General features: G+C 57.9%; 16 protein-coding genes, 3 pseudogenes and 1 riboswitch. Of the genes and pseudogenes, 16 read left to right on the top strand and 3 right to left on the bottom strand.

Features of this window, described 5'->3' with window-relative positions:
- Nucleotides 1-243: 243 nt before the first annotated feature.
- The 14 genes and pseudogenes from ACZ1HA_RS13545 (at nt 244) to ACZ1HA_RS13480 (ending at nt 18,251) form a co-directional block, all read left to right on the top strand.
- Nucleotides 244-1,611 carry a CmpA/NrtA family ABC transporter substrate-binding protein gene (locus ACZ1HA_RS13545; protein ID WP_472714267.1) on the top strand — a complete coding sequence of 456 codons (1,368 nt, stop codon included), beginning with the start codon at nt 244-246 and terminating at the stop codon, nt 1,609-1,611.
- A gap of 56 nt (nt 1,612-1,667) precedes the next feature.
- Nucleotides 1,668-2,744 (top strand): ABC transporter permease, encoded by a 1,077-nt coding sequence (locus ACZ1HA_RS13540; protein ID WP_472714266.1) that lies wholly within the window; start codon nt 1,668-1,670, stop codon nt 2,742-2,744.
- A 5-nt stretch (nt 2,745-2,749) separates the two neighbouring features.
- Nucleotides 2,750-4,435: an ABC transporter ATP-binding protein gene (locus ACZ1HA_RS13535; protein WP_472714265.1), complete on the top strand. Its 1,686-nt coding sequence runs from the start codon at nt 2,750-2,752 to the stop codon at nt 4,433-4,435.
- 5 nt (nt 4,436-4,440) lie between these two features.
- A pseudogene (nirB, locus tag ACZ1HA_RS13530) lies at nt 4,441-6,874 on the top strand (nitrite reductase large subunit NirB).
- A complete protein-coding gene (nirD, locus tag ACZ1HA_RS13525; RefSeq protein WP_375230387.1) occupies nt 6,871-7,200 on the top strand; it encodes a nitrite reductase small subunit NirD in 330 nt (109 codons plus the stop codon). The pseudogene nirB and the gene nirD overlap by 4 nt, the downstream one beginning before the upstream one ends.
- Nucleotides 7,200-9,829, top strand: a pseudogene (locus ACZ1HA_RS13520) (molybdopterin-dependent oxidoreductase). Before nirD ends, ACZ1HA_RS13520 begins: the two are co-directional and overlap by 1 nt.
- A complete protein-coding gene (locus ACZ1HA_RS13515; RefSeq protein ID WP_472714264.1) occupies nt 9,826-10,743 on the top strand; it encodes a glycosyl transferase family protein in 918 nt (305 codons plus the stop codon). Before ACZ1HA_RS13520 ends, ACZ1HA_RS13515 begins: the two are co-directional and overlap by 4 nt.
- 13 nt (nt 10,744-10,756) lie before the next feature.
- Nucleotides 10,757-12,016, top strand: a complete 1,260-nt coding sequence (gene cysG / locus ACZ1HA_RS13510) for a siroheme synthase CysG (RefSeq protein ID WP_472714263.1) — start codon at nt 10,757-10,759, stop codon at nt 12,014-12,016.
- Between the two features lie 535 nt (nt 12,017-12,551).
- Nucleotides 12,552-12,872 (top strand): c-type cytochrome, encoded by a 321-nt coding sequence (locus tag ACZ1HA_RS13505; RefSeq protein ID WP_472714262.1) that lies wholly within the window; start codon nt 12,552-12,554, stop codon nt 12,870-12,872.
- Nucleotides 12,873-12,923: 51 nt separating this feature from the next.
- Nucleotides 12,924-14,234: a PQQ-dependent sugar dehydrogenase gene (locus tag ACZ1HA_RS13500; RefSeq protein WP_472714261.1), complete on the top strand. Its 1,311-nt coding sequence runs from the start codon at nt 12,924-12,926 to the stop codon at nt 14,232-14,234.
- A gap of 891 nt (nt 14,235-15,125) precedes the next feature.
- Nucleotides 15,126-15,214: riboswitch (TPP riboswitch) on the top strand.
- A gap of 45 nt (nt 15,215-15,259) precedes the next feature.
- Complete coding sequence (gene thiM / locus ACZ1HA_RS13495; RefSeq protein ID WP_472714260.1) at nt 15,260-16,042, top strand: hydroxyethylthiazole kinase; 783 nt, start codon at nt 15,260-15,262, stop codon at nt 16,040-16,042.
- Complete coding sequence (thiE, locus tag ACZ1HA_RS13490; protein WP_472714259.1) at nt 16,033-16,671, top strand: thiamine phosphate synthase; 639 nt, start codon at nt 16,033-16,035, stop codon at nt 16,669-16,671. Before thiM ends, thiE begins: the two co-directional genes overlap by 10 nt.
- Nucleotides 16,672-16,680: 9 nt before the next feature.
- Nucleotides 16,681-17,490, top strand: coding sequence for a bifunctional hydroxymethylpyrimidine kinase/phosphomethylpyrimidine kinase (gene thiD, locus ACZ1HA_RS13485; protein WP_472714258.1), 810 nt, complete (start codon nt 16,681-16,683; stop codon nt 17,488-17,490).
- Nucleotides 17,491-17,519: 29 nt separating this feature from the next.
- Nucleotides 17,520-18,251, top strand: coding sequence for a 3-oxoacyl-ACP reductase (locus tag ACZ1HA_RS13480; RefSeq protein ID WP_472714257.1), 732 nt, complete (start codon nt 17,520-17,522; stop codon nt 18,249-18,251).
- A 209-nt stretch (nt 18,252-18,460) separates the two neighbouring features.
- Here the strand turns inward: ACZ1HA_RS13480 and ACZ1HA_RS13475 are convergent, their stop codons facing one another.
- Nucleotides 18,461-19,360 (bottom strand): LysR family transcriptional regulator, encoded by a 900-nt coding sequence (locus ACZ1HA_RS13475; RefSeq protein ID WP_472714256.1) that lies wholly within the window; start codon nt 19,358-19,360, stop codon nt 18,461-18,463.
- A gap of 94 nt (nt 19,361-19,454) precedes the next feature.
- Here ACZ1HA_RS13475 and ACZ1HA_RS13470 point away from each other — a divergent pair, with 94 nt between their 5' ends.
- Nucleotides 19,455-20,249: an aldo/keto reductase gene (locus ACZ1HA_RS13470; protein ID WP_472714255.1), complete on the top strand. Its 795-nt coding sequence runs from the start codon at nt 19,455-19,457 to the stop codon at nt 20,247-20,249.
- Nucleotides 20,250-20,987: 738 nt separating this feature from the next.
- Here ACZ1HA_RS13470 and ACZ1HA_RS13465 read toward each other — a convergent pair.
- Nucleotides 20,988-22,165 (bottom strand): annotated as a pseudogene (locus tag ACZ1HA_RS13465) (IS3 family transposase).
- A gap of 355 nt (nt 22,166-22,520) precedes the next feature.
- Nucleotides 22,521-23,540, bottom strand: a complete 1,020-nt coding sequence (locus tag ACZ1HA_RS13460; protein ID WP_375230393.1) for a LacI family DNA-binding transcriptional regulator — start codon at nt 23,538-23,540, stop codon at nt 22,521-22,523.
- Nucleotides 23,541-23,619: 79 nt separating this feature from the next.
- On the opposite strand from ACZ1HA_RS13460, the gene ACZ1HA_RS13455 reads away from it, so the two are divergent.
- Entirely contained in the window at nt 23,620-24,801 is a 1,182-nt protein-coding gene (locus ACZ1HA_RS13455; RefSeq protein WP_472714254.1) for a phytanoyl-CoA dioxygenase family protein, read from the top strand.
- Nucleotides 24,802-24,813: the final 12 nt, after the last annotated feature.

Genomic DNA, 24,813 nt, shown 5'->3' with positions numbered 1-24,813 from the left:
TAGTCATCCGGAAACTTTGACTCCAAATTTACCCAGCCGACGCTGGAACTCCACGCTGCAGCGCGGCACACAGGTTGTGCAACGAACAGTGCCGTTGGTTGCGTAGAATTCGAACCCACCGACAGGGTTACTCTGAGCAAGGTCGCTCACTTCCGCCCGGTTCTTCCGGAGGTAAGTGAACGGCCTTTTTTCGTTACAGCTCAGCGTCTTCTGCGAGGCGCTGCGCAAACCACAGGGACACCAATGAAAAAACTCATCCTCTCTCTTGCTGCGACCACCGCACTGGCCAGCCCTGTTTTTGCTGATCTGCTCGATCTCGAAAAGGACGAACTGACTTTCGGCTTTATCAAATTGACCGATATGGCACCGCTCGCTGTGGCATACGAGCAGGGCTACTTCCTTGACGAAGGACTGTTCGTCACTCTGGAAGCGCAGGCCAACTGGAAAGTTCTGCTGGACGGCGTGATCGACGGACAACTGGACGGCGCGCACATGCTGGCCGGGCAGCCACTGGCCGCCACCATAGGCTACGGCACAGAAGCGCATATTGTAACGCCCTTCTCCATGGACCTGAACGGCAACGGCATCACGGTGTCGAACGAGGTTTGGGAAATGATGCGTCCGCACATTCCTTCGATGGATGACGGCCGCCCGCAGCACCCGATTTCTGCGGAAGCTTTGGTTCCGGTGATCGAAGAATTCAACGCCAAAGGCGAACCGTTCAACATGGGCATGGTGTTTCCGGTGTCCACTCACAATTACGAGCTGCGCTACTGGTTGGCAGCAGGCGGAATTGAACCCGGGTATTACAGCCCGGACAATATCACAGGCCAGATCGGGGCGGATGTGTTCCTGTCAGTGACGCCGCCGCCGCAGATGCCTGCGACACTCGAGGCGGGTACAATCCATGGCTACTGTGTGGGCGAGCCCTGGAACCAGCAGGCGGTGTTCAAGGGTATCGGTGTTCCGGTCATCACAGACTATCAGCTGTGGCGTAACAACCCCGAGAAGGTGTTCGGTCTGACAGCGGATTTTGTTGACGAGCATCCCAACACGACCAAGGCACTCACCCGCGCTCTGATCCGCGCAGCAATATGGCTGGATGAGAATAACAACGCGAACCGCGAAGCCGCCGTCGAAATCCTGAGCCGTCCGGAATATGTGGGCGCGGACTTCGAAGTGATCGCGAATTCCATGACGGGCTTCTTTGAATATGAGAAGGGCGACGTGCGCGAACAGCCGGATTTCAACGTGTTCTTCCGCTACAATGCGACATACCCGTTCTACTCTGATGCGATCTGGTATCTCACCCAGATGCGTCGCTGGGGTCAGATCTCCGAGCCGCAGACGGACGAGTGGTATCAGGATGTTGCTGAAAAAGTCTATCGCCCGGACATCTATCTGGATGCCGCTCAGTCTCTGGTCGACGACGGGCTGGCCAATGCCGGGGACTTTCCCTGGGACAGTGATGGCTACAAAGAGCCAACACCTGCCGCCGACATTATTGATGGCATTCCATACGATGGCCGCTTCCCCAATGCCTACCTCGAAAGCCTGCCAATCGGCCTGAAAGGCGACCAGGTCGTCGTGGGCGAAGAGATCCAGGGATAAGCCCGAATACGGGCGGCCGGACGGTCGCCCGCACCTACCATCCAGGAGATAGGTAAATGAGCACCGCAGACCCGATTTTCGAAGCAGACGCCGCACGTGAAGCGCGCCGCGAACGCCGCTTCACCCGCATCAATACCGCCGACAAATGGTTCCAGGTCATTGGCGTGTCATGGCTGACCCCAATTCTCAAGGCGATCGCCGGTGACAATCCCAGAGCCCAGGTTTCCGAGATCTGGCGCCTGCTGGGTGTGCCGCTTCTGGCGATTGCCGGGTTCCTTGTTCTGTGGGCTGCTGCAGCCCCGACAGTTCAGACCTCGCTGGGGGCTGTTCCGGGACCGGCGCAGGTTTGGGAGGAAGCAGTGAACCTGCATGAGGACGCGCAGAACAAGGCCGCGAGCCGTGCGCGTTTCGAAGCACAGGTGGCCAAGCTGAATGAACGTCGGGCGCAACAGGGTCAGGAGCCGGTTGAGCGGGCTTACACCGGGGCACCAAGCTACTACCAGCAGATCTGGACGTCGATCAAAACAGTATTCTTCGGGTTTCTGATTGCGTCCGTGGTGGCAATCCCGCTGGGCATTATGGCCGGACTGTCGCCCACCGCAAACGCGGCGCTGAACCCGATCATTCAGATCTTCAAGCCGGTCTCTCCGCTCGCCTGGTTGCCCATTGTGACCATGGTCGTATCGGCCGTTTACGTCACGCAGGACGGCTGGTTCGCCAAGTCTTTTCTGACCTCAGCCATCACTGTGACGCTCTGTTCGCTGTGGCCGACGCTTATCAATACCGCTTTGGGTGTCTCAAGCATCGACAAAGACCTCGTAAATGTCTCCAAGGTCTTGAAAATGAACACCTGGACCAAGATCACCAAGCTGGTTTTGCCCTCCGCTTTGCCACTGATCTTTACCGGTCTGCGGCTCAGTCTCGGTGTGGGGTGGATGGTGCTGATCGCGGCGGAAATGCTGGCGCAGAATCCCGGTCTGGGCAAGTTCGTCTGGGATGAATTCCAGAACGGATCCTCGTCATCGCTGGCCAAGATTATGGTCGCGGTTCTGACCATCGGGATCATCGGGTTCATGCTGGACCGGGTCATGTACGCGCTCCAGTCCCTCTTCACCTTCACGAATAACCGGTGATCGATATGGGAATTCTGACACTCAGCAAGGTCTCCAAGTCGTTCGGGGAAGGTGCATCCAGGACCAAAGTGCTCAATGGTATTGATCTGGATGTCAAAGAAGGTGAGTTCCTCGTTCTGCTTGGCTTTTCCGGCACAGGCAAAACAACGCTGATCAACCTGATGGCCGGGCTGGAGCACCCGACTACCGGGGAGGTCACTTTCAGGGGTGCGCCGATCCGGGAGCCGAGCCCGGATCGCGGTGTCATCTTCCAGAGCTATTCGCTGATGCCGTGGCTTACAGTGACGGGCAATGTGCGGTTGGCCGTTGACAGCGTTTTCCCGTCGCTTTCATCGGAAGAGAAAGACAAAAAGGTCGCGCACTACGTCAGGATGGTGGGCCTCAGCCACGCAGCTTCCCGCCGCCCGGCGGAGCTGTCCGGGGGAATGCGTCAGCGGGTGAACGTGGCCCGAGCGCTGGCGATGAACCCCGAAATGCTGCTGCTGGATGAACCTCTCTCGGCCCTCGATGCTCTGACGCGGGCCAACCTCGCCGATGAGATTGAGCAGATCTGGGAGGCTGACAAGAAAACCTGCGTGCTGATCACCAACGATGTGGATGAGGCGATCATCCTGGCGGACCGGATCATTGCACTGAACCCGGACGGGACCCTGGGCGAAGAGTTTAAGGTGTCCCTGCCCCGCCCGCGCGACCGGATGGAGATGAACACCAATGAGACGTTCAAACAGCTTCGGGCGGACGTGACCGGATACCTGATGGACGCAGGGATTGAGGCAAAAGTCGAAGGCTCACGCCTATTGCCGGATGTAACGCCGATCCATGGCGTGCCTACGGCCGTTGCGGATGCGCAGAAGGGTCTGATCGACAACCGGTTCCTCGATTTTTCGATGCTGCACAAGGTTTATCCGACGCCGAAGGGGCCGCTGACCGTGGTTGAGGATTTCGATCTGAAGATCGACCGGGGCGAATTCATTTCTCTGATCGGGCATTCAGGATGTGGCAAATCCACTGTGCTGACCATGGCCGCCGGACTGAATGAGATATCAAAGGGTGCGATCAAGCTGGACGGGCGACACGTGGAAGGCGCAGATCCGGAACGCGCGGTGGTGTTCCAGTCGCCGAACCTTTTCCCGTGGCTGAGCGCCCGCGAAAACTGTGCGATTGGTGTAGACAAGGTTTATCCCCGGGCGTCGCAGTCGGAGCGGCAGGACGTCGTAGAATATTACCTTGAACGCGTGGGCCTCGCGGATGCGATGGACAAACCCGCCAGTGAGATGTCGAACGGCATGCAGCAGCGTGTCGGTATCGCGCGCGCTTTTGCCCTGTCTCCGAAACTGCTGTTGCTGGATGAACCCTTCGGGATGCTCGACAGCCTCACGCGCTGGGAGCTGCAGGAAGTCCTGATGGAGGTCTGGTCGCGCACCAAAGTGACTGCGGTCTGTGTCACGCATGACGTCGATGAAGCCATCCTTCTGGCGGACCGCGTTGTCATGATGACCAACGGTCCGCAAGCCACCATTGGCAAAATCGTGGACGTTGACCTGCCGCGCCCCCGTACGCGCAAGGCGCTCCTGGAGCATCCTGATTATTATGCGTACCGCCAGGACGTGCTCGATTTCCTCGAAGAATACGAACATGGCGCCAAGCCGAAGTCGGCCACGAATTCGCCCAAAGCGATCGCCGCGGAGTAGCAGAGATGACCAAACAGAAACTTGTCATAATCGGTGCTGGTATGGCGTCTGGCCGGGTGCTGGAACACCTGACGGATGCTGCTCCGGACGCTTTTGAGATTACGCTTTTTAATGCCGAGCCACGCGGCAACTATAACCGGATCATGCTGTCGCCCGTGCTGGCTGGTGATCAGACTTATGAAGAGATCGTCACCCACGACGATGCCTGGTATGCGGATCGCGGGATTACCTGCCGGTTCGGTGAAAAGGTTCTGAAGATCGACCGGGAGATGAAGGTGGTCGAAGGTGAAAACGGACACGTTCCCTATGACAAACTGATCTTTGGCACCGGGTCGAACCCGTTCATGATACCACTGCCCGGTCATGATCTGGACGGTGTGATTGCCTACCGTGATCTGGAAGACACCGAACGGATGATGGGTCTTCAGGCCGGTCAGAAGTGTGTCGTTATCGGGGGCGGGCTGCTTGGGCTTGAAGCTGCCGCTGGCATGGCCGCCCGCGGCGTCGAGGTCACGGTCGTCCATATCATGAGCCATCTGATGGAACGTCAGCTGGATGAGGCAGCAGGATATCTGCTCCGGAAATCCCTTGAAGAAAAGGGCATAACCATCAGGCTTCAGGCCAATTCCAAAGAGATCCTCGGGCAGGGTGGCAAAGTCAAAGCCCTGATGCTGGAAGATGGCACCGAGCTGCCGTGCGACCTGCTCGTGATGGCCGTGGGCATCCGCCCGAATGTGGCCTTGGCTCAGGAGACAGGGCTTGCCGTGGGCAGGGGTATCCATGTTGACGACCGGATGGGTACGTCCGATGCGGATATCTACGCTGTGGGCGAATGCGTTGAACATGATGGCGCGATTTTCGGCCTTGTGGCGCCGCTGTATGATCAGGCGAAGGTTCTGGCGCAAAACCTGCTGGGCGGGGACGACGTCTTTGTTCAAAAGTCACTGTCGACGAAGCTCAAAGTAACGGGCTGTGACCTGTTCAGCGCCGGGGATTTCGCGGATGGGGCGGGGCGTGAAGACATCGTGTTCCGCGACCCGTCACGCGGGGTTTACAAACGGCTGGTGATCGAAGGCGACACGCTCGTCGGGGTGGTCATGTACGGCGACACTGCCGACGGCAACTGGTTCTTCCAGCTGATCAGAGAAGGAACACCGGTCGAAGAGATGCGGGACACGCTGATCTTCGGTCCGGCGTATCAGGGGGGACACCGCGGACCCTCTCTCAGCCGTTGCAGCATTGCCGCCTGAGGCGGAGATTTGCGGCTGCAACGGCATTTGCAAAGGCACAATCACAGACGCCATCGCAAACGGCGCGACCGACCTTTCAATGATAAGGGCAACAACCAAAGCCAGCGCGTCCTGCGGGACGTGCACCGGGCTGGTGGAACAGGTTCTTCAGGTCACCCTGGGCGATGACTTTCAGATGCCCGCGGCCCAGCCCATCTGTGGCTGTTGCGATCTGACCCACGAGGATATCCGACGGCTGATCAAATCCCAGGAGCTTAAGTCTCAGGAAGCGGTCTGGCAGGAGCTTGGCTGGAAAACCCGCAACGGCTGCCATGTCTGCCGTCCGGCGATCAACTATTACCTGCTGGCCGACTGGCCTGTCGAATACCAGGACGATCCGCAAAGTCGCTTCGTCAACGAACGCAGGCACGCCAATATTCAGAAGGACGGAACCTACAGCGTCGTGCCGCGGATGTGGGGTGGTGTGACCACACCATCCGAGCTGCGCGCCATTGCAGATGCGGCTGAGAAATTCGATGTCCCTACAGTGAAAGTGACCGGTGGGCAGCGTATCGACCTGCTGGGTGTAAAGGGCGAGGATCTGCCGGCGATCTGGTCCGATCTGAATAAGGCGGGGATGGTGTCCGGCTATGCTTATTCCAAAGGCCTTCGCACGGTGAAGACCTGTGTAGGGACCGACCATTGTCGCTTTGGGACACAGGACAGCACGGGCCTTGGCATTAAGCTCGAAAAAATCCTGCATGGGTCATGGACGCCGCATAAGCTGAAGCTTGGAGTTTCCGGATGTCCGCGCAATTGCGCCGAGGCGACGTGCAAAGACATTGGCGTCGTCTGTGTCGACAGCGGGTATCAGATCAGCATCGGCGGCGCCGCTGGGATGGACGTCAAAGAGACTGAACTTCTGATCGTTGTCCCAACCGAAGATGAGGCGATTGAGGTCATCTGTGCGGTCACCCAGCTTTACCGCGAAGGCGGCAAGTACCTGGACAGGATCTACAAGTGGATGGCCAAGGTCGGGCTGGGCTGGATCACGGAACAGATCGAAGACCTCCAAAACCGCCGCGCGCTGGTGGAACGGTTCGAGCTCTCTCAAACCATATACCGCCATGACCCCTGGGCGGATCATGTGCAAACCAGAGCCGAAGGCTATCAGCCACTGGCCGACCTTACACTGGAGGCTGCGGAATGAGCTGGATCGACATTGGCCATATTGACGATATTCCGATGCGGGGCGCGCGTAAGATCAAAACCGCCCTCGGGTGCGTCGCGCTTTTCCGGACCGGTGCTGATGAAGTTTTTGCGGCGTCCGATACATGCCCACACAAAGGCGGTCCCCTGTCCGAGGGGATTGTGCATGGACAATCGATCACGTGTCCGCTGCACAACTGGGTCTTCGATCTGAACACCGGTCAGGCCGTGGGTGAAGATGCTGCAATCGCAACGTACCAGGTCCGCGTTGAAGGCGACCGCATCCTGATCGACGGAGCCAGGTTGCTCGGACGGAGTGCGGCCTGATGGACGGAACCGGGATGCCAGAGACGCGCTCGACCTGCCCGTATTGCGGGGTTGGCTGTGGTGTTCTGCTGCGTCCCGATGGGCAGGGCGGCGTGGACGTGCGGGGGGATCCAGATCATCCTGCAAATCGTGGGCGTCTGTGCTCCAAGGGCTCCGCCCTGGGCCAGACTGTGGGCCTTTCCCAACGCCTCCTGTCGCCCATGATCAACGGCGAAACGAGCGACTGGGACACAGCCCTGACCCTTACGGCTGACCGGTTTCGCGAGACCATCGCCGAGCATGGGCCGGACAGCGTCGCCTTTTACGTTTCAGGACAGCTTCTGACAGAAGATTACTACATCGCGAACAAGCTGATGAAAGGGTGCATCGGCTCAGCCAATATCGACACGAACTCCCGTCTTTGCATGGCATCGACCGTTGCAGGCCACAAACGTGCATTCGGGACGGACACCGTGCCCGGTACTTATGAAGATTTCGAACACGCCGATCTGGTTGTCCTTGTGGGATCAAACCTCGCGTGGTGCCATCCGGTGCTGTACCAGCGACTGCTGGAAACAAAGGCGAAACGGGGCACGCGCATCGTCGTCATCGATCCGCGACGCACGGCGACATGCGCCGACGCTGACCTGCATCTGCCCATCGCCTCCGGTGGTGACGTGGCGCTGTTCAACCGCCTGCTTGCAGAAATTGCGGATCAGGGCGCAACTGATGCTGACTTCCTTTCACACGTAAACGGATTTGAGGACGCGGTGCGGTCCGCGCGCAGTGACAATGATTGTGCAAGCGGCCTGAGCGAGGCGCAGATCCGGGAATTCTGCGATCTCTGGATCAGCACCGAAAAGGTGGTGACGGTTTTCAGTCAGGGCGTGAATCAATCCACGTCAGGCGCGGATAAGGTCAACGCAATCCTCAACTGTCATCTGGCCACCGGACGGATCGGCACACCCGGCTGCGGGCCTTTTTCGGTCACGGGCCAGCCCAACGCGATGGGGGGCGAGAGGTCGGCGGCCTGGCCAATATGCTGGCCTGCCACCTGGACCTGGAACACGAGGATCATCGTGCGGCCGTGCGCGACTTCTGGCAGGTGCCTGCAATACCTGATGTGCCCGGCATGAAAGCGGTGGAAATGTTTCGCGCTGTCGGTGACGGGAGGATCAAAGCCCTGTGGGTCATCCATACGAATCCTGCCGTATCAATGCCTGATGCGGCAGCGGTCCGTGCGGCCATCGATGCCTGCCCTTTCGTCGTGGTCAGCGACATCACAGCGAAAACCGATACGGCACGCCTCGCGGACGTTGTCCTGCCTGCCGCCGCCTGGGCGGAAAAAGATGGCACAGTGACGAATTCTGACCGAACGATCAGCCGTCAGAGGGCTGTTCTGCCGATCCCGGGTGAGGCGAAACCCGACTGGGAGATTATGGCAGAGGTCGGCAGTCGTATGGGATTTGGTGCGTCATTCGACTATGCAAACCCCGCAGAGATCTTCCGGGAATATGCAACGCTGTCCGGGATCGCCGGGGCCTTCGGAAAAGACTTCGACATTTCCGGTTTATCCTACCTGTCGGATTCAGACTATGACGCCCTGGAGCCGGTCCGCTGGCCTGTATCAGCGGATCGCAGGGGCGGTCGCTTTTTTGCGGATGGACAGTTCTTTCATGCAGATGGCAAAGCGCGGATGCTGCCGGTGTCTGCGAGGCCACCGGCGTCGGTTCCCACTCCCGATACGCCGTTTCGGCTCAACACCGGGCGGCTCCGCGATCAGTGGCACACAATGACCCGCACGGCGCTTGCGCCGCGTCTGTCGGGGCATTTGCCGGAACCGTTTGTAGATATTCATCCGGCAGACGCCCGGTCTTTCAGGATCAGTGCCGCGGATCTTGTTGAATTGACCAATGATCATGGCCGCACCATCTTGCGCGCCCGGATCACCACCGACGTACAGCCCGGCCATCTCTTTGCGCCCATCCACTGGACCGGCGAAACGGCGCCTTCAGCCCGGATTGACGATCTGGTTGCTGCGCATGTTGACCCGGTATCCGGTCAACCGGAAAGCAAAGCCTGCACTGTTGCCGCAGCGCGGTTTGACGCTCTCTGGTACGGGTTTGCAGTTTCCGCCACTCCATTGCACGCGACCTGCGACTATTGGGCCGTGGCGCGAACAACGGACGGCTTTCGTGCTGAACTGGCCGGCAGCTCAGGTGTCGCCGACTGGGAGGCCGAGGCGCGGGTTATCTTTGGTGACGCGGACGCCGATTTGACGAGCATTCTCGACGCCAAACGGCGTACTGCCAGGGTTGTGCTGCATCGCGGTGGCACACTGATCGGCGCACTTTATGTGGCACCCACCCCCGTTGCGGTCATGCGGGATTATCTTGCCACCCTGCCGGGACGGAATGCACCGGAGGCGATCACCGGGCGCGTCCCGGCATCGGTACCCAATCCCGGACCGGTGCTTTGTTCATGCTTTGGTACAGGCATCAATACCATCGTCAGTGCGATTGAAAGCAAAGGCCTTATGAGCGTTGAGCAGATTGGCGAGGCTTTGGGTGCGGGAACGAACTGCGGATCCTGCAGACCGGAACTTGCGCAACTTCTGGCGCGGTCGCAGGTGCGGGAGGCGGCGGAATGAGCCTTGCTGGCTACGTTCGCATCCTCGGCAGAGGTCCGGGCCGGTCCCGGTCGCTAACCCAGGACGAAGCCTTTGCCGCGATGACCCTGATGTTGCGGGCGGATGCAGACCCTGAGGCCGTCGGCGCAGTGCTCATGCTGTTGCGGATGAAGGGTGAAACAGCAGATGAAATTGCTGGTTTTGCAGCAGCATCCCGCGCAGCGCTCCCTGATCTGCCGCCTGCCGATCTGGACTGGCCAAGTTATGCCGCCGGCCGGACACGCGGGGCGCCATGGTTTCTCATGTCAGCCAGAGCGGTGGCGGAGGCCGGCCACAGGGTATTGCTGCACGGCTGGAACGGGGCAGACCCAAAAGTACGGACCGGATTGAAACAAGCCGGGATAACCACCGCGACGTCGGTTGAGGAGGCCACGACCGCGCTGGATGACAGCGCGATCGTGTATATGCCGTTCGAAAAGCTTCATCCGGGGTTGTTCCGGTTACTGGCTCTCCGGGATGTTCTCGGGCTGCGTTCATGTGTGAACACGGTGTGCCGGATGCTGAACCCGGCCGGTGCAGCTGCCAGCGTACAGGGCGTTTTCCATCCTTCTTATCGGTTGCTGCAGGCCGACGCCGCAGCCTTGTTGGGGTGGCAAAGCCTGACGGTTGTCAAAGGGGGCGGTGGCGAGTTTGAGCGGAACCCGTCGAAAGTCTGCGCTGCATTTGGTTTGCGGGGCGGGAAGCCATGGGAGGACGAACTGCCTGCGACAGTTCCGGGTGCCCGCCGTCTGGCTGAACCAACCGGCCCGCATCTCAGCAACAACTGGATCAGTGGAACGCCTGACGAATTTGAACAGGCCATTATCGCGGCTACCACGACAGCGGCTCTCGATACGCTCGTTCAGGCGGCCTCACGCCGCGAAAACGCCGCATAAGGAGGGATATGGCATGAAGGCCTTTCCAATGTTCATTCGTACCACCGGCCGCAGGGTTGTGATTGTCGGTGGCGGTGAGCAGGCGGCGCAGAAAGCGCGGCTGATCCTGAAGACCGATGCAAAGATCGTGCTGGTTGCCGATATCCTTGACGAGGAACTGAGGTCTCTCGTTGACGACGGGCGCGCGCAGCACCTCGAAGAACTGAAGGCTTCCGTTTTTCAGGATGCCGCCATGATCTTTATCGGCACCGGCTGCCCGGGATTTGATGCTGCAGCACATGGGCTGGCCAGAACATCAGGCTGCCCGGTCAATGTCGTGGACCAGCCCGACCTGTGTGACATGACAACACCCGCTATTGTCGACCGGGATCCGATCGTTGTGGCGATCGGGAGCGAAGGGACAGCGCCGGTCCTGACGCGTGATATCAAAACCAGGCTGGAAGCGATGCTGCCACAGAACCTCGGCGGTCTGGCTGCATTGGCAGGGCGGTTGCGTCCTTCGGTTGCACGCCACGTCCCACGGGAAAAACGACGCGCTTTCTGGGCATGGGTGTTCAAGGGTGGTGCGCGGGACATCTGGGCGCGCGGCAGCGAGCGCGAAGCGACGCGCGTCATCAAAGGCGCAATTGCGGATCGCGGCGTACCTGAACAGACCACCGAAGGGCACATTTCTTTGGTAGGCGCAGGACCAGGAGCGCGGGACTTACTGACCCTTCGGGCGGTCGAACGCCTGCAGGAAGCGGATGTGATCTTTTATGACCGGCTCGTTGATCCGGAAGTTCTTGAACTGGCGCGCCGGGATGCGGAAAGGGTCTTCGTCGGGAAACAGGTCGGCGCCAATGCCTGGCCACAGGACAGGATCAGCTCACTGATAGTCGCGGAAGCGCGCAAAGGCCGCAAAGTGGTTCGTTTGAAATCCGGGGACCCGGGCATTTTCGGACGCGCGACAGAAGAGCTCGACGCGGCGCGTGCCGCCGGTGTTTCTGCTGACATAGTTCCCGGGATAACGGCAGCTGCGGCGGCGGGTGCAGCGCTGGGGCAAAGTCTGACGGAGCGGGGCAAAACTGACACGTTTGTCATCGCGACCGGAACAGGATGCGCTGAAAACCCGTGGCCTGACTGTACCCGCTTTGCGCGGCCAGGAACGACGACCGCTCTATACATGTCCACACGTCAGTCCGATCACATCATTGCAAAGCTGACCGAACAGGGTTTCCCCCTGCCGGTGAGATCGACGTCTGCGTTGACGTCTCCAAGCCCACTGAACGTATGATCAGAGCGACGCGGCAGACCTTGTCCCGTGTGCTCGCGGAGAATGAAATTCGCAACGGCGCAGTGTTGTTGGTGAAATGGCCCAGAGAGCGGCTCGCTCTTTCGGGGCAGGGGGCAGACACCCGGTTAACAAGCGCAAGCAACTGTTTGTGCTAGCGCTGTCCGGCTGACCTGAGACCTGCTTCCGCGGTGACAGTTCAGTGTGGGGAGCCGCACTGCAGCAATCATTTCTGCGGAACAAGGCAAGGTTTGGGCTACGCCTCTATGGGTTCAGCTGAAGGCCCGGGTATGAGCCCGGTCTTACGACGGCTGCGAAGAGCGCAGCTCCACCGAAAGTGCGGCGCGCACGAGTGCCGGGACGTGAAGCGAAACAGGCGTGGATCCGAATCCACCAAATGCCCGGACCGGACACCCGGTCTTGCGTCACGCCACCGACTGTTCAGGCCACCTCCGCCGGTTTGGCACCGTGCTCTCCCACAATCCATGGTTGACTCAAGGCTTCGCTTGCGTACCATTTCCGGAAAGCGAGGGAGAAAATGCCAAAATTCATCGGTGCAGTTTCACTCGCGGTCGCGCTCGTTTGTTCCGGCGCTGCGGCGGCGGGTGATGCGGCCGCGGGCGACGAGCGTTATCACGAGTCCTGTCACGCCTGTCACGGGCCGGCAGGCAAAGGGGCATCAAGCTATCCTAAAGTTTCCGGTAACACGGTCGAATACACGCGCGAAAAACTCATAGCTTACCGGTCGGGTCAGAAGTTTGGACCGAATTCGCCGCTTATGATCATGATGGCAAAACCGCTGTCGGACGAAGAGATAGAGAATCTGGCCGTTTATTTGAAGGACGCGAAATACGAGTAAAAACCAGTAAAAAATAATAATTTCCAAAGACTTGAACGGGAGGAGTCTAGAATGAAGTATTCAACATGTGGGTCGCTGGTCGCATCTGCAGTGTCAGCTTTTATTATCAGTGGTTCCGTTGCATCAGCGCAGGGAATGGACATTCCTGTCATTAACGCGACGCCTGTCCTCGAAGGTCTTGAATCACCGTGGGACATGTCCGTTCATGCTGACGGTACGATGTTTTTCACAGAAAAATGTAAGGGTCTGTCAATGCGTTCCCCGGACGGAACGGTGACGAATATTTATGGAATGAGTGGCTCCGAGGGGTATTCCGGGACAGGCGAGGACCTTTTCTGCGAAGGTCAGGCGGGCATGATGGGCGTAGCCGCCGATCGAAATTTCGATCAGAACCGCCGCCTTTACGTCGCATCAACATCCAACAAGTACCACGGCGATGGATGCAAAACCAACTTCGAACGCTGCGACGGTAACATCGTAATGCGTCTCACTTTGAGTGAGGACATGAGCAGCGTGGCGGACAGAACAGATATTGTCACTGACATCCAGTATAAGCCGCTCGCGTCGGATCAACCCTTTGGCGGTCCTGGTGCTCACAACGGTGGGCGTGTGCGTATTGGCCCGGGTGGGTATCTCTGGATTGCTGGTGGTGACCGCCACAGAGGTATATGCCCACAATCCCCGGAACTTCTGTGCGGCAAAGTTCTGCGAGTTGATACTGATGGAAATGCTCACCCTGATAACAACCCTCCAGACGGTTTTGACAAGCGCATTTACACTTATGGGCACCGAAACGTTCAGGGAATCGATTTCCGCCAAAGCGATGGGAAAGCGTTCACAGCAGAGCACGGACCCTGGCACAGCGATGAAATCACTGCCCTTGTGAACGGCGGGAACGCTGGATGGGATCCACAGGAAAACACCGCAGGAAGAGGCGCTTGCCCTGACCAGTACTGTGGGTATGAACCGGAGCAGATGGAAGGGATGGATCCTGCGGTCCGCGCCTCTTACATGCCAATGAGTGACACGCGTTTCGACGATCTGATGCCGCCAACCTGGAACAACAATGGTTGGTCACAGGGCACCTCGTCTGCCGCCTTCCTGAAGGGTGAAAACTGGGGCATCTATGAAGGCAGCCTTGCGACAGGTGTCCTTGGCATCGGCTTTGGGGGTACTCCAATCGGCCAGCGGATCGATATGGTCTCGATCACGCCTGACGGTTTGGGAATCAATGGGATTACCCGGATGCCGCTCGGGTTTTCAAAGCGCTTCCGCGGTCTGGTAATGGCTCCTGACAACTCACTCTATGTCGCTACTGATGAAGGAGAGATTTATCAGGTTACAGCAACAAGCAAGCAGTAGAGCATAACGTCTGAAGCAGAAGGGCGGGCAAGGAAAACACTTGCCCGCCCTTTGAACTGAAGACGTGGTCTGTCAAAATGCCTGCGATGAAAAGTTACCCCAAGAATGTATCTGAAAAAGTACGAGGAATGGTTGTAGCGGCCATTGCAATTTTGTTGATTTTCTCGATAGCACCAGCGCTTCCTGCACAAACTCAGGAAATCTGGAATTGCGAAGAAACTGCTTTCTACAGCATTTACGAAGACATCTCACGCACAGAGAGCAGAGGCACTTCAAACTCCGCAACTCTGAAATGGATTGATGCAAACACTATCGGTTTCGGGTCCAGCTCATTTAAGCGAACAGATATGAACTCAGAAACATATTTTAGTCAGAGCTCAGAAAGTTCTCTGCAAATTCATGATACTGAACGACCATATATTGTTGTTCTGACACAGCCCCAGGTCTGGATGAACAAATTCGGCAACTTGCGGGTTCGTTTTTACAGGTGCGTCCCATAGAAACCAGATGCGTGGGGTGATGAAATATTGATGGCGTGTTTTTTAGCCAGTTTACCAGCCAATCTGATCCATTCAAAGATTGACGTGGCCGCTGAACCAAAAGCCCGCGTTGCTCCACGAAGCGTACGTTCGACGAATCCCAGAGTTCGCGCTCGCAGCGAATGAACGTAAATTGAGCCGCAACCGTAGTATATTGCAGTGAGAGCGGGGTCCGGTTTGGGCCGTCCCCTACGACGCTCCGTTAGCGTGGAGTACCCGATGCTGCGTTGCATCGGACGGCGTTAGAGAGCCCAACGAAGACATACGCTTCATGCTGTTTAAACGACTGCATCAAAGGTTAACTCCGGGAAATCTAAACAAGGATTGACCTCCGGCTTTAATAGCCTATTTTTTCCTGTGTCAGGGGCGCCGCAAGGCTGAGATGTACCCTTTGAACCTGAACCGGATAATGCCGGCGGAGGGAGGCAATTTCAGGCTTGATAGGCCTGCAGCGTCTTTCCGTTTGTTGTGAAAAGGAAAGACCGGGTGAAACCCAATTCTGCTTTAGAAACGCTGCGCGCGAACGCGCCACTGGTCCATTGCATTACAAATTACGTTGCTATGAACATCGCAGCGAACGTAACCCTCGCGGCGGGCGCTTCGCCCGCAATGATCCATGCCCCCGAAGAAGTTGCTGATTTCGCACCCATCGCCGGGGTGCTGACAATTAATATCGGTACCCTGTCGGCCCCCTGGGTGGAAAGCATGAAAGCTGCCGCCATCGCCGCAAATGCTGCCAATGTGCCCTGGGTGCTTGATCCGGTTGCTCATTTCGCGACGCCGTATCGCACCAAAGCCGCGCTGGATCTGTTGGCGCTCAAACCAACTGTCGTGCGGGGGAACGCATCTGAAATTATCGCGCTCGCTGGTGGCGTCGGGGCGGGCAAGGGGGCGGACAGTGGCGACAGCGTCAGTGACGCACAAAGCTCAGCGCTGGCCCTTGCAAAAAGCCACGGCTGTGTGGTTGCGGTGTCAGGCGCCGTTGACTTCATCACAGACGGCACACGCAGCGCCAGCATAACCGGCGGATCAGACATAATGCCCAAAGTCACAGCTTTGGGGTGTTCTCTGACTGCACTGGTGGGGGCCTATGCCGCTGTTGCGCCCAGCCTTGGCGCAACGATCGCGGCATTCGTGCATTTCGCCGAAGCAGGAGAGCAGGCGGCAAAGGGCGCACAGGGCCCCGGCAGCTTTTCCGTTGCATTCCTCGATGCGCTCTGCGCGCTCCAGCCAGGTGATCTCAGCGAGGAGCGTGTTGCATGGTTCTGAATCCCGAAAGCCTGCGGTTGTACCTTGTCACCGACCCGACACTTTGTCCTGGTCCGGCGTTAGTTGAGACAGTGACTGCGGCGGTGCGCGGCGGTGTGAGCTTCGTGCAATTGCGGGACAAAGAGGCAACGACGCGCGACCGTATTGCAGCGGCATATGCTCTCAAAGATGTATTGTCAGGGACAGGTGTTCCCCTCGTTATCAACGATGATCTGGAAGCCGCTGTGGTGGCAGATGTGGATGGTGTTCATATCGGCCAGGATGACGTGACCCCGCCCATGGCGCGTCAGCGGTTGGCGCGCGACAAGATCATCGGCCTTTCTTGTGAAGCACCCGATCATGTGACGGCGGCCGATAAGAACCTGGTTGACTACCTCGGCCTCGGAACAGTTTTCCCTACGTCAACCAAGACGGACCACAAGCCAACCATCGGGCTCGAAGGTTTGTCCGAAATGGTGCGCCTGGCACAGCTGCCGACTGTCGCCATTGGCGGACTGAAGAAGGAGCACGCCGCCGATGTGCTTATGGCAGGATGCGACGGGATGGCTGTCGTCTCGGCGATTTGTGGTCAGCCCGACCCGGAAAGCGCGGCCCGAAACCTGTGTCGCGCCTTGCACCCCCAGGACTAAGGACTGCCCATGATCAAGAATGTACTCACTATTGCCGGATCAGACCCATCGGGTGGCGCTGGCATTCAGGCTGACCTTAAGGCCTTCGCGGCCAATGGTGTCTATGGGATGGCCGCCCTTACGGCGCTCACCGCGCAAAACACGCAGGGCGTGACCGGCGTTGAACTTGTGCCACCGAAATTTGTAAAAGCGCAGATCGACGCGGTTTTCGCCGACGTCCAGGTTGATGCTGTGAAGATTGGGATGATTGCGACCGCAGAGATAGCCCTGGCAGTGGCCGAAGCACTCTTCGATCACCGCAATATCCCCATCATTCTTGACCCGGTGATGATCGCAAAAGGCGGCGCACCTCTCCTGCAGGAGGATGCGATGGAAACGCTGCGCACGGCCCTCGTCCCTTCAGCAATGGTTCTTACGCCGAACCTGCCGGAGGCGGCGCGACTGCTGCAACAGCCGGAGGCGGAAGATCGCGATACTATGGCATCGCAAGCCCGCGCGCTTACAGAGTTGGGCCCGGACGTTGTGTTGGTGAAAGGTGGGCACCTTGAAAGTGATGAAAGCCCCGATGTCCTTTGGGACGGTGCCGCGCTGCATTGGTTTGAAGGCGCGCGTACAGCGACGAAGAATACCCACGGCACAGGTTGCACATTGTCGTCGACGATAACCGCGCAGCTCGCGAAAGGGCTTAAGCCCAGCGCGGCGGTGGAGGAGGCAAAACGCTACGTCTCTGGCGCGATTGCGGCCGCAGACCAACAGTCAGTCGGGCAAGGCCACGGGCCAATTCACCATTTCTATGATCTTTGGAAGGACAGAACATGAGCAAAGTTCTCAGTGAACAGACCGTCTTAGTGACAGGTGCCGGGCGTGGATTTGGCGCGGCCATCGCGAGCGCCTTTGCCCGTGAAGGCGCAAAAGTGGTGATCAACTACCGTAACAGCAAAGGTGCCGCCGAAGCGCTCGCCGCGAACCTGGGTGACCGGGTGATTGCCCTGCAGGCAGACGTTAATAATGCAGACGACGTTGCGCAGATGGTCAGGCAGGCTGAAGTGGATATCGGCCCGATTACGACTGTCATTCACAACGCACTGGCCGACTACAGCTTCAACGGTGATGCCAGATCTACTCTCGATACGTTGACAGCCGAACAAATGGTCTCCCAGCATCGCACCGCTGTCCTGGGAGCACTCAACGTCATTCACGCAACGGCACCAGGCATGGCGCAAGAAGGCTTTGGACGTATCGTCACTATCGGTACAAACCTCGTCCAGAACCCGGTCGTCCCATACCACGATTACACCTCGGCCAAGGCCGCATTGCTCGCGCTGACGCGCACGACTGCAGCCGAACTCGGGCCCAGGGGGATTACGGTAAACATGGTCTCGGGCGGCTTGCTGAGAACCACGGACGCAAGCGCCGCCACGCCTGATGAGGTATTCGACTACATTGCAGGTGTTACACCTTTGCGGTCAGTTACTACGCCAGAGGAAGCCGCTGATGCCGTTCTCTTCTTCGCAAGCCCCTGGGCGCGGGCTGTCACGGGCCAGAACCTCGTAGTCGATGGGGGGCTCGTGTTTGGCTAAGACAGGTAAAGCAGAGATTCCGTTACGGTTCTGAAATAGCCGCTTCGCACCGTGATCTGTAAGTTCGAACGATCTCAGACAGTGCGGCTAAAGCGAAAGTCGGGTTTTGGGCTGCGACCGCGGCAATATTTACGTTGATTCAACGTCGGCTCTGGGCCGTCCTGAAAAATCCCTTGTGCCAATCGACGGGAGACGTGACTTTGTCTGCTTCAAACATCGGAATGGAAATTTGAAGCACACCAGTACTGGATCGCCTTGCAGAATTGCTCAACGCGTGCGGGCCGCTTCGTTCCTGAAGCCAAAGCTAAGTTGATCGGCAAACGCGCGGCTCTCAGGCTTGGGACCACGTCAATCAGTTTTCCGACTTCAAGGTCTGAGGCGACGAACCAATGCGGCAGGATTGCAATCCCAACGCCCTGCAGTGTGGCTTCGTAGACTGAAAAAATGTTGTCGCTTGCCAATTTCGGCGTGACCGGAAACGTCTTCGGAGTTCCACTCTTGTCAAACAGCTCGATCCGGTTTCCCTCGAAAGGACCGAGTGCCAGCCAGGGCATTGCGTCCAGATCAGTTCCAGCTTGTCGGTCCAGGCAATCCGGCGTCCCAACGACAAGGCGTTCTACCCGCGCCAACTCTCGGACAACAAGGGTATCATCCGGGACAGGACCGACCTTGAGCCAGCAATCACAGCCTTCCTCGGCAAAGCGGATCGGGTCATCTCGCAACCGCCAATCGATGGTGATGTCGCGATGATCCTTCATGAACCGCGCCGCGGCCCTGATGAAAAGGCTCTGTCCGAGTGCGACCGGAGCGATGACCCTGATGGTGCCCTTCAGTTCGTGATCCTCGCTGTGACGATCTTCAATCGCCTCCCACTCCCCTAGCATACGCCGGGCATCCGCCAACAGCGCGAGGCCGTCTGGCGTCAGCGTGACGTCGTGTGTCGTGCGACGGAACAGTACGGCGCCAAGTCGACTCTCCAATGCGGCAAGTTGCCTCGAAACCGACGGTTGCGATGTGCCCAGATCACGCGCGGCCCCGGAGAGCGATTGCCGTTCAGCAATACGAATGAAGGTTTCAAGAAGGGCCAGACGGTCAAAACGAGTGCTCATACGATCAACGTATAATAAACTTACTTTTCATGCTACTACCGCGTCCTGTGGTGATGGGTATGTTCCTGGCAACAGAAACGAAAGGAACCAAGACATGACCAATCACCCAGAAACGACCTTTACATTCCTGAACGGACGGAAGGTGAACCGCATTGGCTACGGTGCGATGCGCCTGACTGGCCAGCCCCGCAATTTCGGCCCCTACGCCGACTGGCAGGGCGGCATTGATCTGCTGCGCCGAGCCCGTGATCTTGGTATTGACCACATTGACACTGCCCGCGCATACGGACCTCATGAGAATGAGAAGCTGATCGCGGACGCGCTGTTAAATGAGGACGGCAGTTACGGTGATATGTTCATCGCCTCCAAAGGCGGTGTCGAAAAAAGTGCCACCAGCCTCACGCGGGATACCTCGGCCCATACGATGAAACGGCATCTCGAAGATAGTCTCGCCAGTCTCCGCACGGACAAGATCGATCTCTACTATGTTCATGCCCCGGACGGGGTCACACCGATTTCTGAGAGCGTGGCAGCACTCGAAAAAATGCGGCAGGCCGGAAAAATCGACATGATCGGGTTGTCCAACGTGTCCCGTGCACAAGTCGAGGAGGCTCTGATGGTTGCGCCGATTGCGGCAGTCCAGAACCGTTATTCGCCCGCCGATGAGCGCGATGACGCACTGGAAGAGCTGATCGACAGGCTGAACGAACAGGGCATCGCGTTTGTGCCGCATGGACCTCTGGGCGCGAAACCCATGAGACAAGGAGCGACGGTGGAACCCGGCGACGCTTTACGCACACTGTTGGCACGGGCTCCGAACGTTCTTGTCATCCCTGGAACCACGACAATCGCGCATCTGGAAGACAACGCAAACGTTTTGGCAGCCTGATATGCGCGGAGTGCTGATTACCTGGGCGGCAGCATGGCCAACAATCACGGTCCTGCTGTTCGCCCTCGAGGGCATACTTGGACATTGGCCACTTGCTCTCCGGACGCTTGTTCTGACCGGCCTCATGGTCCCTGTAATGTCCCTCCTGATCGTTCCGGCACTGTACCGGTTGCTGGATCGAATACACTCAAGCTGGTGATCAGCCGAAGCGACCAGATAAGAAAGTTGTATATGCGCTGGCTGACCATGAACGTGATTGCTGCATGGGTGCAGCAAACGTCTGCTGTGCGGGCTGCGGATTCAGCATCGAAGTCCTGTGCAGGAGGTCGGTTTTGGGCTGATGCAACCCTGGTCGGCACCTTATGACATCAGGATACTGCGGAGCCGCCGACGTCCGTTAGGAGCTCATCTTTACGCGGTGCCGCGCTGCACATGGATGTCTGTAATCATTAAGTTTGTGCTAGACTCCATTGGCGAGAGTCCAGCATCAGGCGCACCGTTTTTGGCTGGTTGGATTGGTTACCTGTTTGTCCCCAGGTGGTGGTATCAAACGCTGTAGTAGTAACCTCATGTGCTGGAAACAGATCGACCAAGTTGCCGTTTTAAAGGGCCGGGTCATTTAGCCAATCGGTTAACAAACCTGCGTCTTGGTTCATTTGCGTGATGTGCCTCAAAGAGAGAGGTGGTCCTAGATTTTAGACCAGTTTCCAGCCTGTTTAAGATGGATCAGGGTTACCTTTAGGCTGCTGTTCTCATTGTTTGTGTTTTGCTGGCATAGGCCTCGTTTGGGGTCAGCAAGCCGTGTGTCGATTGTGGACGTTCGGAGTTGCAATAGGTCATCCAGTTTCCGATCCCAGCCCGGGCGTCGGAGGCTGTTTCGAAGGCGTTCAGGTAATCGCATTCATATTTCAGAGACCGCCAAATACGCTCAATCATGCGGTTGTCGCGCCATGCGCCCTTACCATCCATGCTGAACTTGATCTTTGCGTCCTTCAGCACGTCGATCCATGCGCAGCTGGTGAACGGGCTGCCTTGGTCGCTGTTGAAGATTTCCGGCGACCCGCACCTGACGATGGCTTCTTTCAAGGCATCCACGCAGAAGACTGCATCCATGGTATTGGGCAGACGCCAGGATAAAACCTTGCGGCTGTACCAATCCATGATGGCGACCAGATAAAGGAACCCAGGCTGCATTGGGATGTAGGTAATGTCTGCGCACCAAACCTGGTTGGGGCGATCAATCACAACAGTGCGCAGCAGGTACGACCAAACCTGGTGCTGCGGATGCATTTTGCTGGTGTTGGGCTCCTGGTAGATCGGAACCAAACGCATCAGGCGCATCAACCGTCGTACACGATGACGGCCGCACATATGGCCTTGCCGCTTCATGTACCGGGCCATTTGGCGCGACCCGTACCACGGCTTTTCCAAAAAACTGTTGGTCAATGATCTCCATGAACCGTAGGTTCTCAGCACTTTCGCCGACGGGTTGATAGTACAGCCGCGATCGTGACAGTTGCAGCAGCTCACACTGCTTACGAAGGCTTAACTTATGCTCCCGGCTCACTATTTTTTGCCCCACTGACCGGCAGTGCCTTGCCAAAGGCAAGGTCACGAGAGGGACGCGTCCCGAGCAGTTGATGCGAGGCTTCCGCCAAAAAATCCCGTTCCACCACCAACTGGCCTGTCTTCGAGTGCAGCATATCAACATCAGCCGCGCTAACCTGCCCGGAGGCCAAGCCTCGGCGGGTAAATGCCGTTGCCATGTTTTCTATCGCAGCCCGCTTCCACGTCCCGATCTGCGTTGGATGGTCCCCGTACTTCTTGGACAGTTCCGCCAGCGTCATCTCCTCGCGGATCGCTTCAAGCGCAACCTTGGCTTTGAACTCAGGTGAATGGTTCTTTCGTTTCTTCATTTTGGATCACGTCTTTCGTCATGCAATCCACTTTAAACGCTGGCCTGAATTTATGCGACCACCTCTGAACTATATGGCCCAGCGGAAGCATCCATTTGTGGGTGAAAAAAAGATGGCCGAAAAGTCCGCAGAGTGGCCGTCTCAAGTGAGTGACACGAGGACCGATATCGGCCCATTCCTGCCGTTCATCGCTCCGTTAAGATTCTGCGGTTGCAGTCCGCTTTGCGGCCATTCTCCGCACGCGCAAAGTTAGAAACTACAAGCACTGACAGGCTGCGGGATTGATCAGTTGTTACCAATCGATGCGATGATGTCGCTCTTCATGAGAGAGAGTGCACACTCAGCTCAGAAGAATTCATCGTGGAACGTTTACGGGCGTCACTACCTGAACGGTGGAGATTGGCGGCACTCCAAGATCGCTGCGGAGCCGGTGGCAGGCGAGGAAGGCATCGAACGCATGTCCGATGTCCAGTCTCAGATCATGGTGCAGGACGAAGTCCAGACGCCCGTTCAAAACAAGCCTTCTATTCTCCCGATCAAGGTCGTGGGCCACGTAGACCTGAGGCCGAAGACCATTGTCTTCCAAAGTGCGGAGGATTGATTGGTTGCCACCGCCCATCGAGTAGACGGCGCGCAGATTGCGCAAGCTGCCCAGAGCCGGCGTCAGGAGCTTTGACGTTTCAAAGTCGACGCCGCTACCACCTTGGATCGCGATGATCTGCAGCTCTGGCCGCAGGTCCGCTAATGTTTCGCTGAAGGAGGCTTCGCGCTCTTCTTCCCCCAGAAAGCGTTCGTGGCTGCGCGTGGCCAAGACCTGCCCCGCCCCGTCCCCAAGCACTTTCGAGATCAGGTAAGCGGCAGTGCGTCCGGCGCCTGTATTGTCCAATCCGACATAGGCATGCCGGTCGGTGCCGCCGATATCGGTGACGAGGGTGACTACAGGAATACCAGCGTCGGCAAGCATTTTGACGGCGTCTCTGATCTTGCTCGTGTCCCGGGCCTTGAGGCAGACACCATGGCTGCCGCGTTTCATAATACGTTTGAGCGCCGCAACGACCTCATCTTCTTCCATTATGTCCTGCAACAGAAATCGCGGACGGCACACGGCGGTTCCAATCTTCGGAACGATCGCCTCGGCTGCCGCCTTCACCTCGCGGCTGAAGCGAGCTGGTGCCTCGACCACAAAGTCGAAGAACAAGCGCCGGCCACGGGCCGCAAGCTGGGCTTCCTGGGCCTTCAATTCTTCCAGAGCGACCGTAACACGCAGCTTTGTCTGAGGGCTCACGTGGGCCCGGCCATTCAGAACCCGATCGACTGTGGCGGTGCCAAGACCTGCCTGTCGCGCGATCTCTTTGATAGGAAAACGATGTGTCATTTGATGTGTTTTTGATGCGTTTCCGAGCCCAACGCAATCCCCGCGCCCGTATCCTGTTCGGGACAAGGGAGGAGACGTCATGAAGGATACCGTCGATAACACAATCGCCTATTACGACCCCGATACCTGTGATCTAGGCGAGTTTACGGAACTTATTGGTCAAGAGACGCAGCGCGAGCAGGTGCCGCATGCGGCCGCCATTGAAAAGAATATCCCGATCTACGACATGGCGAAGTTGCGTTCGGCACTTGAAGATGCGCGAACCCGTCGCGCGATCATGGCGGAATGGGCGCAAGTCCTGCGCTCCGGTGCTGGGGTCTTGGCCTTGAAAGAAGCCTATGCCAATACGGCAGTTCTGGACGAGGCAACCCGCATCTACAATGGCATTATTGCGGAAGAGAAGCAGAGAACCGGAGGTGGTGGGGATCATTTTGCAGCGTCGGGAGCGAACGATCGGATCTGGAACGCGCTTCAAAAGCTCTGCGAAGCCTCGCCCGAGGTTTTTCTGAACTACTTCGCAAACACGTCTATCGCGGCAGTCTGCGAAGCCTGGCTGGGGCCGAATTATCAGATGACGGCGCAGGTAAACCTCGTACACCCAGGCGGCGCGGCACAGCAGGCGCATCGCGATTACCATCTGGGATTTCAAACCGCGGATGTCAGCGCATCTTATCCTGCGCATGTCCACGATGTTTCGCCAATTCTGACGCTTCAGGGCGCTGTCGCACATTGCGATATGCCTTTGAAAAGCGGCCCGACCAAACTGCTGCCCTTCTCGCAAGCGTATCGTCCAGGCTATGCAGCATGGCGCCGCGAGGAATTCCGCGCACTTTTTGAAGAACGCTATGTGCAGTTACCTCTGGCCAAAGGAGATGCTATTTTCTTCTCCCCCGCCTTGTTTCACGCAGCGGGTGCGAACACGAGCCACGACATTCACCGCTTCGCCAACCTTCTGCAGGTGTCATCGGCTTTCGGTCGCGCAATGGAGACAATTGACCGGGATAAGATGTGCAAGCTGCTGTACCCACACGCAGTTCAGGCCAAACAGGAAGGCGCGCTCAATGCAGCTGAGCTATCCGCCGCAATTGCGGCGACTGCCGAAGGGTACTCGTTCCCGACCAACCTTGATCGCGATCCGCCGACAAACGGCCTCGCTCCAGAAACCCAAGCCGCCTTCTTTCGGAGCGCCTTGGCCGAAGGCATCGACGAGCATGTCTTCGCCGAGCGGCTTGATCAGATGAATGAAGCGCGTGGAGCTTAGAACCGCTGAGCG

The sequence above is a fragment of the Roseobacter sp. S87 genome, assembly GCF_055693285.1.
This window is presented reverse-complemented; position numbering and strand designations above follow the sequence as displayed.

Coding starts and splice junctions, on each gene's coding strand:
- ACZ1HA_RS13545 (WP_472714267.1), top strand. CDS start 244: ATGAAAAAACTCATCCTCTCTCTTGCTGCGACCACCGCACTGGCCAGC.
- ACZ1HA_RS13540 (WP_472714266.1), top strand. CDS start 1,668: ATGAGCACCGCAGACCCGATTTTCGAAGCAGACGCCGCACGTGAAGCG.
- ACZ1HA_RS13535 (WP_472714265.1), top strand. CDS start 2,750: ATGGGAATTCTGACACTCAGCAAGGTCTCCAAGTCGTTCGGGGAAGGT.
- nirD (WP_375230387.1), top strand. CDS start 6,871: ATGAGCTGGATCGACATTGGCCATATTGACGATATTCCGATGCGGGGC.
- ACZ1HA_RS13515 (WP_472714264.1), top strand. CDS start 9,826: ATGAGCCTTGCTGGCTACGTTCGCATCCTCGGCAGAGGTCCGGGCCGG.
- cysG (WP_472714263.1), top strand. CDS start 10,757: ATGAAGGCCTTTCCAATGTTCATTCGTACCACCGGCCGCAGGGTTGTG.
- ACZ1HA_RS13505 (WP_472714262.1), top strand. CDS start 12,552: ATGCCAAAATTCATCGGTGCAGTTTCACTCGCGGTCGCGCTCGTTTGT.
- ACZ1HA_RS13500 (WP_472714261.1), top strand. CDS start 12,924: ATGAAGTATTCAACATGTGGGTCGCTGGTCGCATCTGCAGTGTCAGCT.
- thiE (WP_472714259.1), top strand. CDS start 16,033: ATGGTTCTGAATCCCGAAAGCCTGCGGTTGTACCTTGTCACCGACCCG.
- thiD (WP_472714258.1), top strand. CDS start 16,681: ATGATCAAGAATGTACTCACTATTGCCGGATCAGACCCATCGGGTGGC.
- ACZ1HA_RS13475 (WP_472714256.1), bottom strand. CDS start 19,360: ATGAGCACTCGTTTTGACCGTCTGGCCCTTCTTGAAACCTTCATTCGT.
- ACZ1HA_RS13470 (WP_472714255.1), top strand. CDS start 19,455: ATGACCAATCACCCAGAAACGACCTTTACATTCCTGAACGGACGGAAG.
- ACZ1HA_RS13460 (WP_375230393.1), bottom strand. CDS start 23,540: ATGACACATCGTTTTCCTATCAAAGAGATCGCGCGACAGGCAGGTCTT.
- ACZ1HA_RS13455 (WP_472714254.1), top strand. CDS start 23,620: ATGAAGGATACCGTCGATAACACAATCGCCTATTACGACCCCGATACC.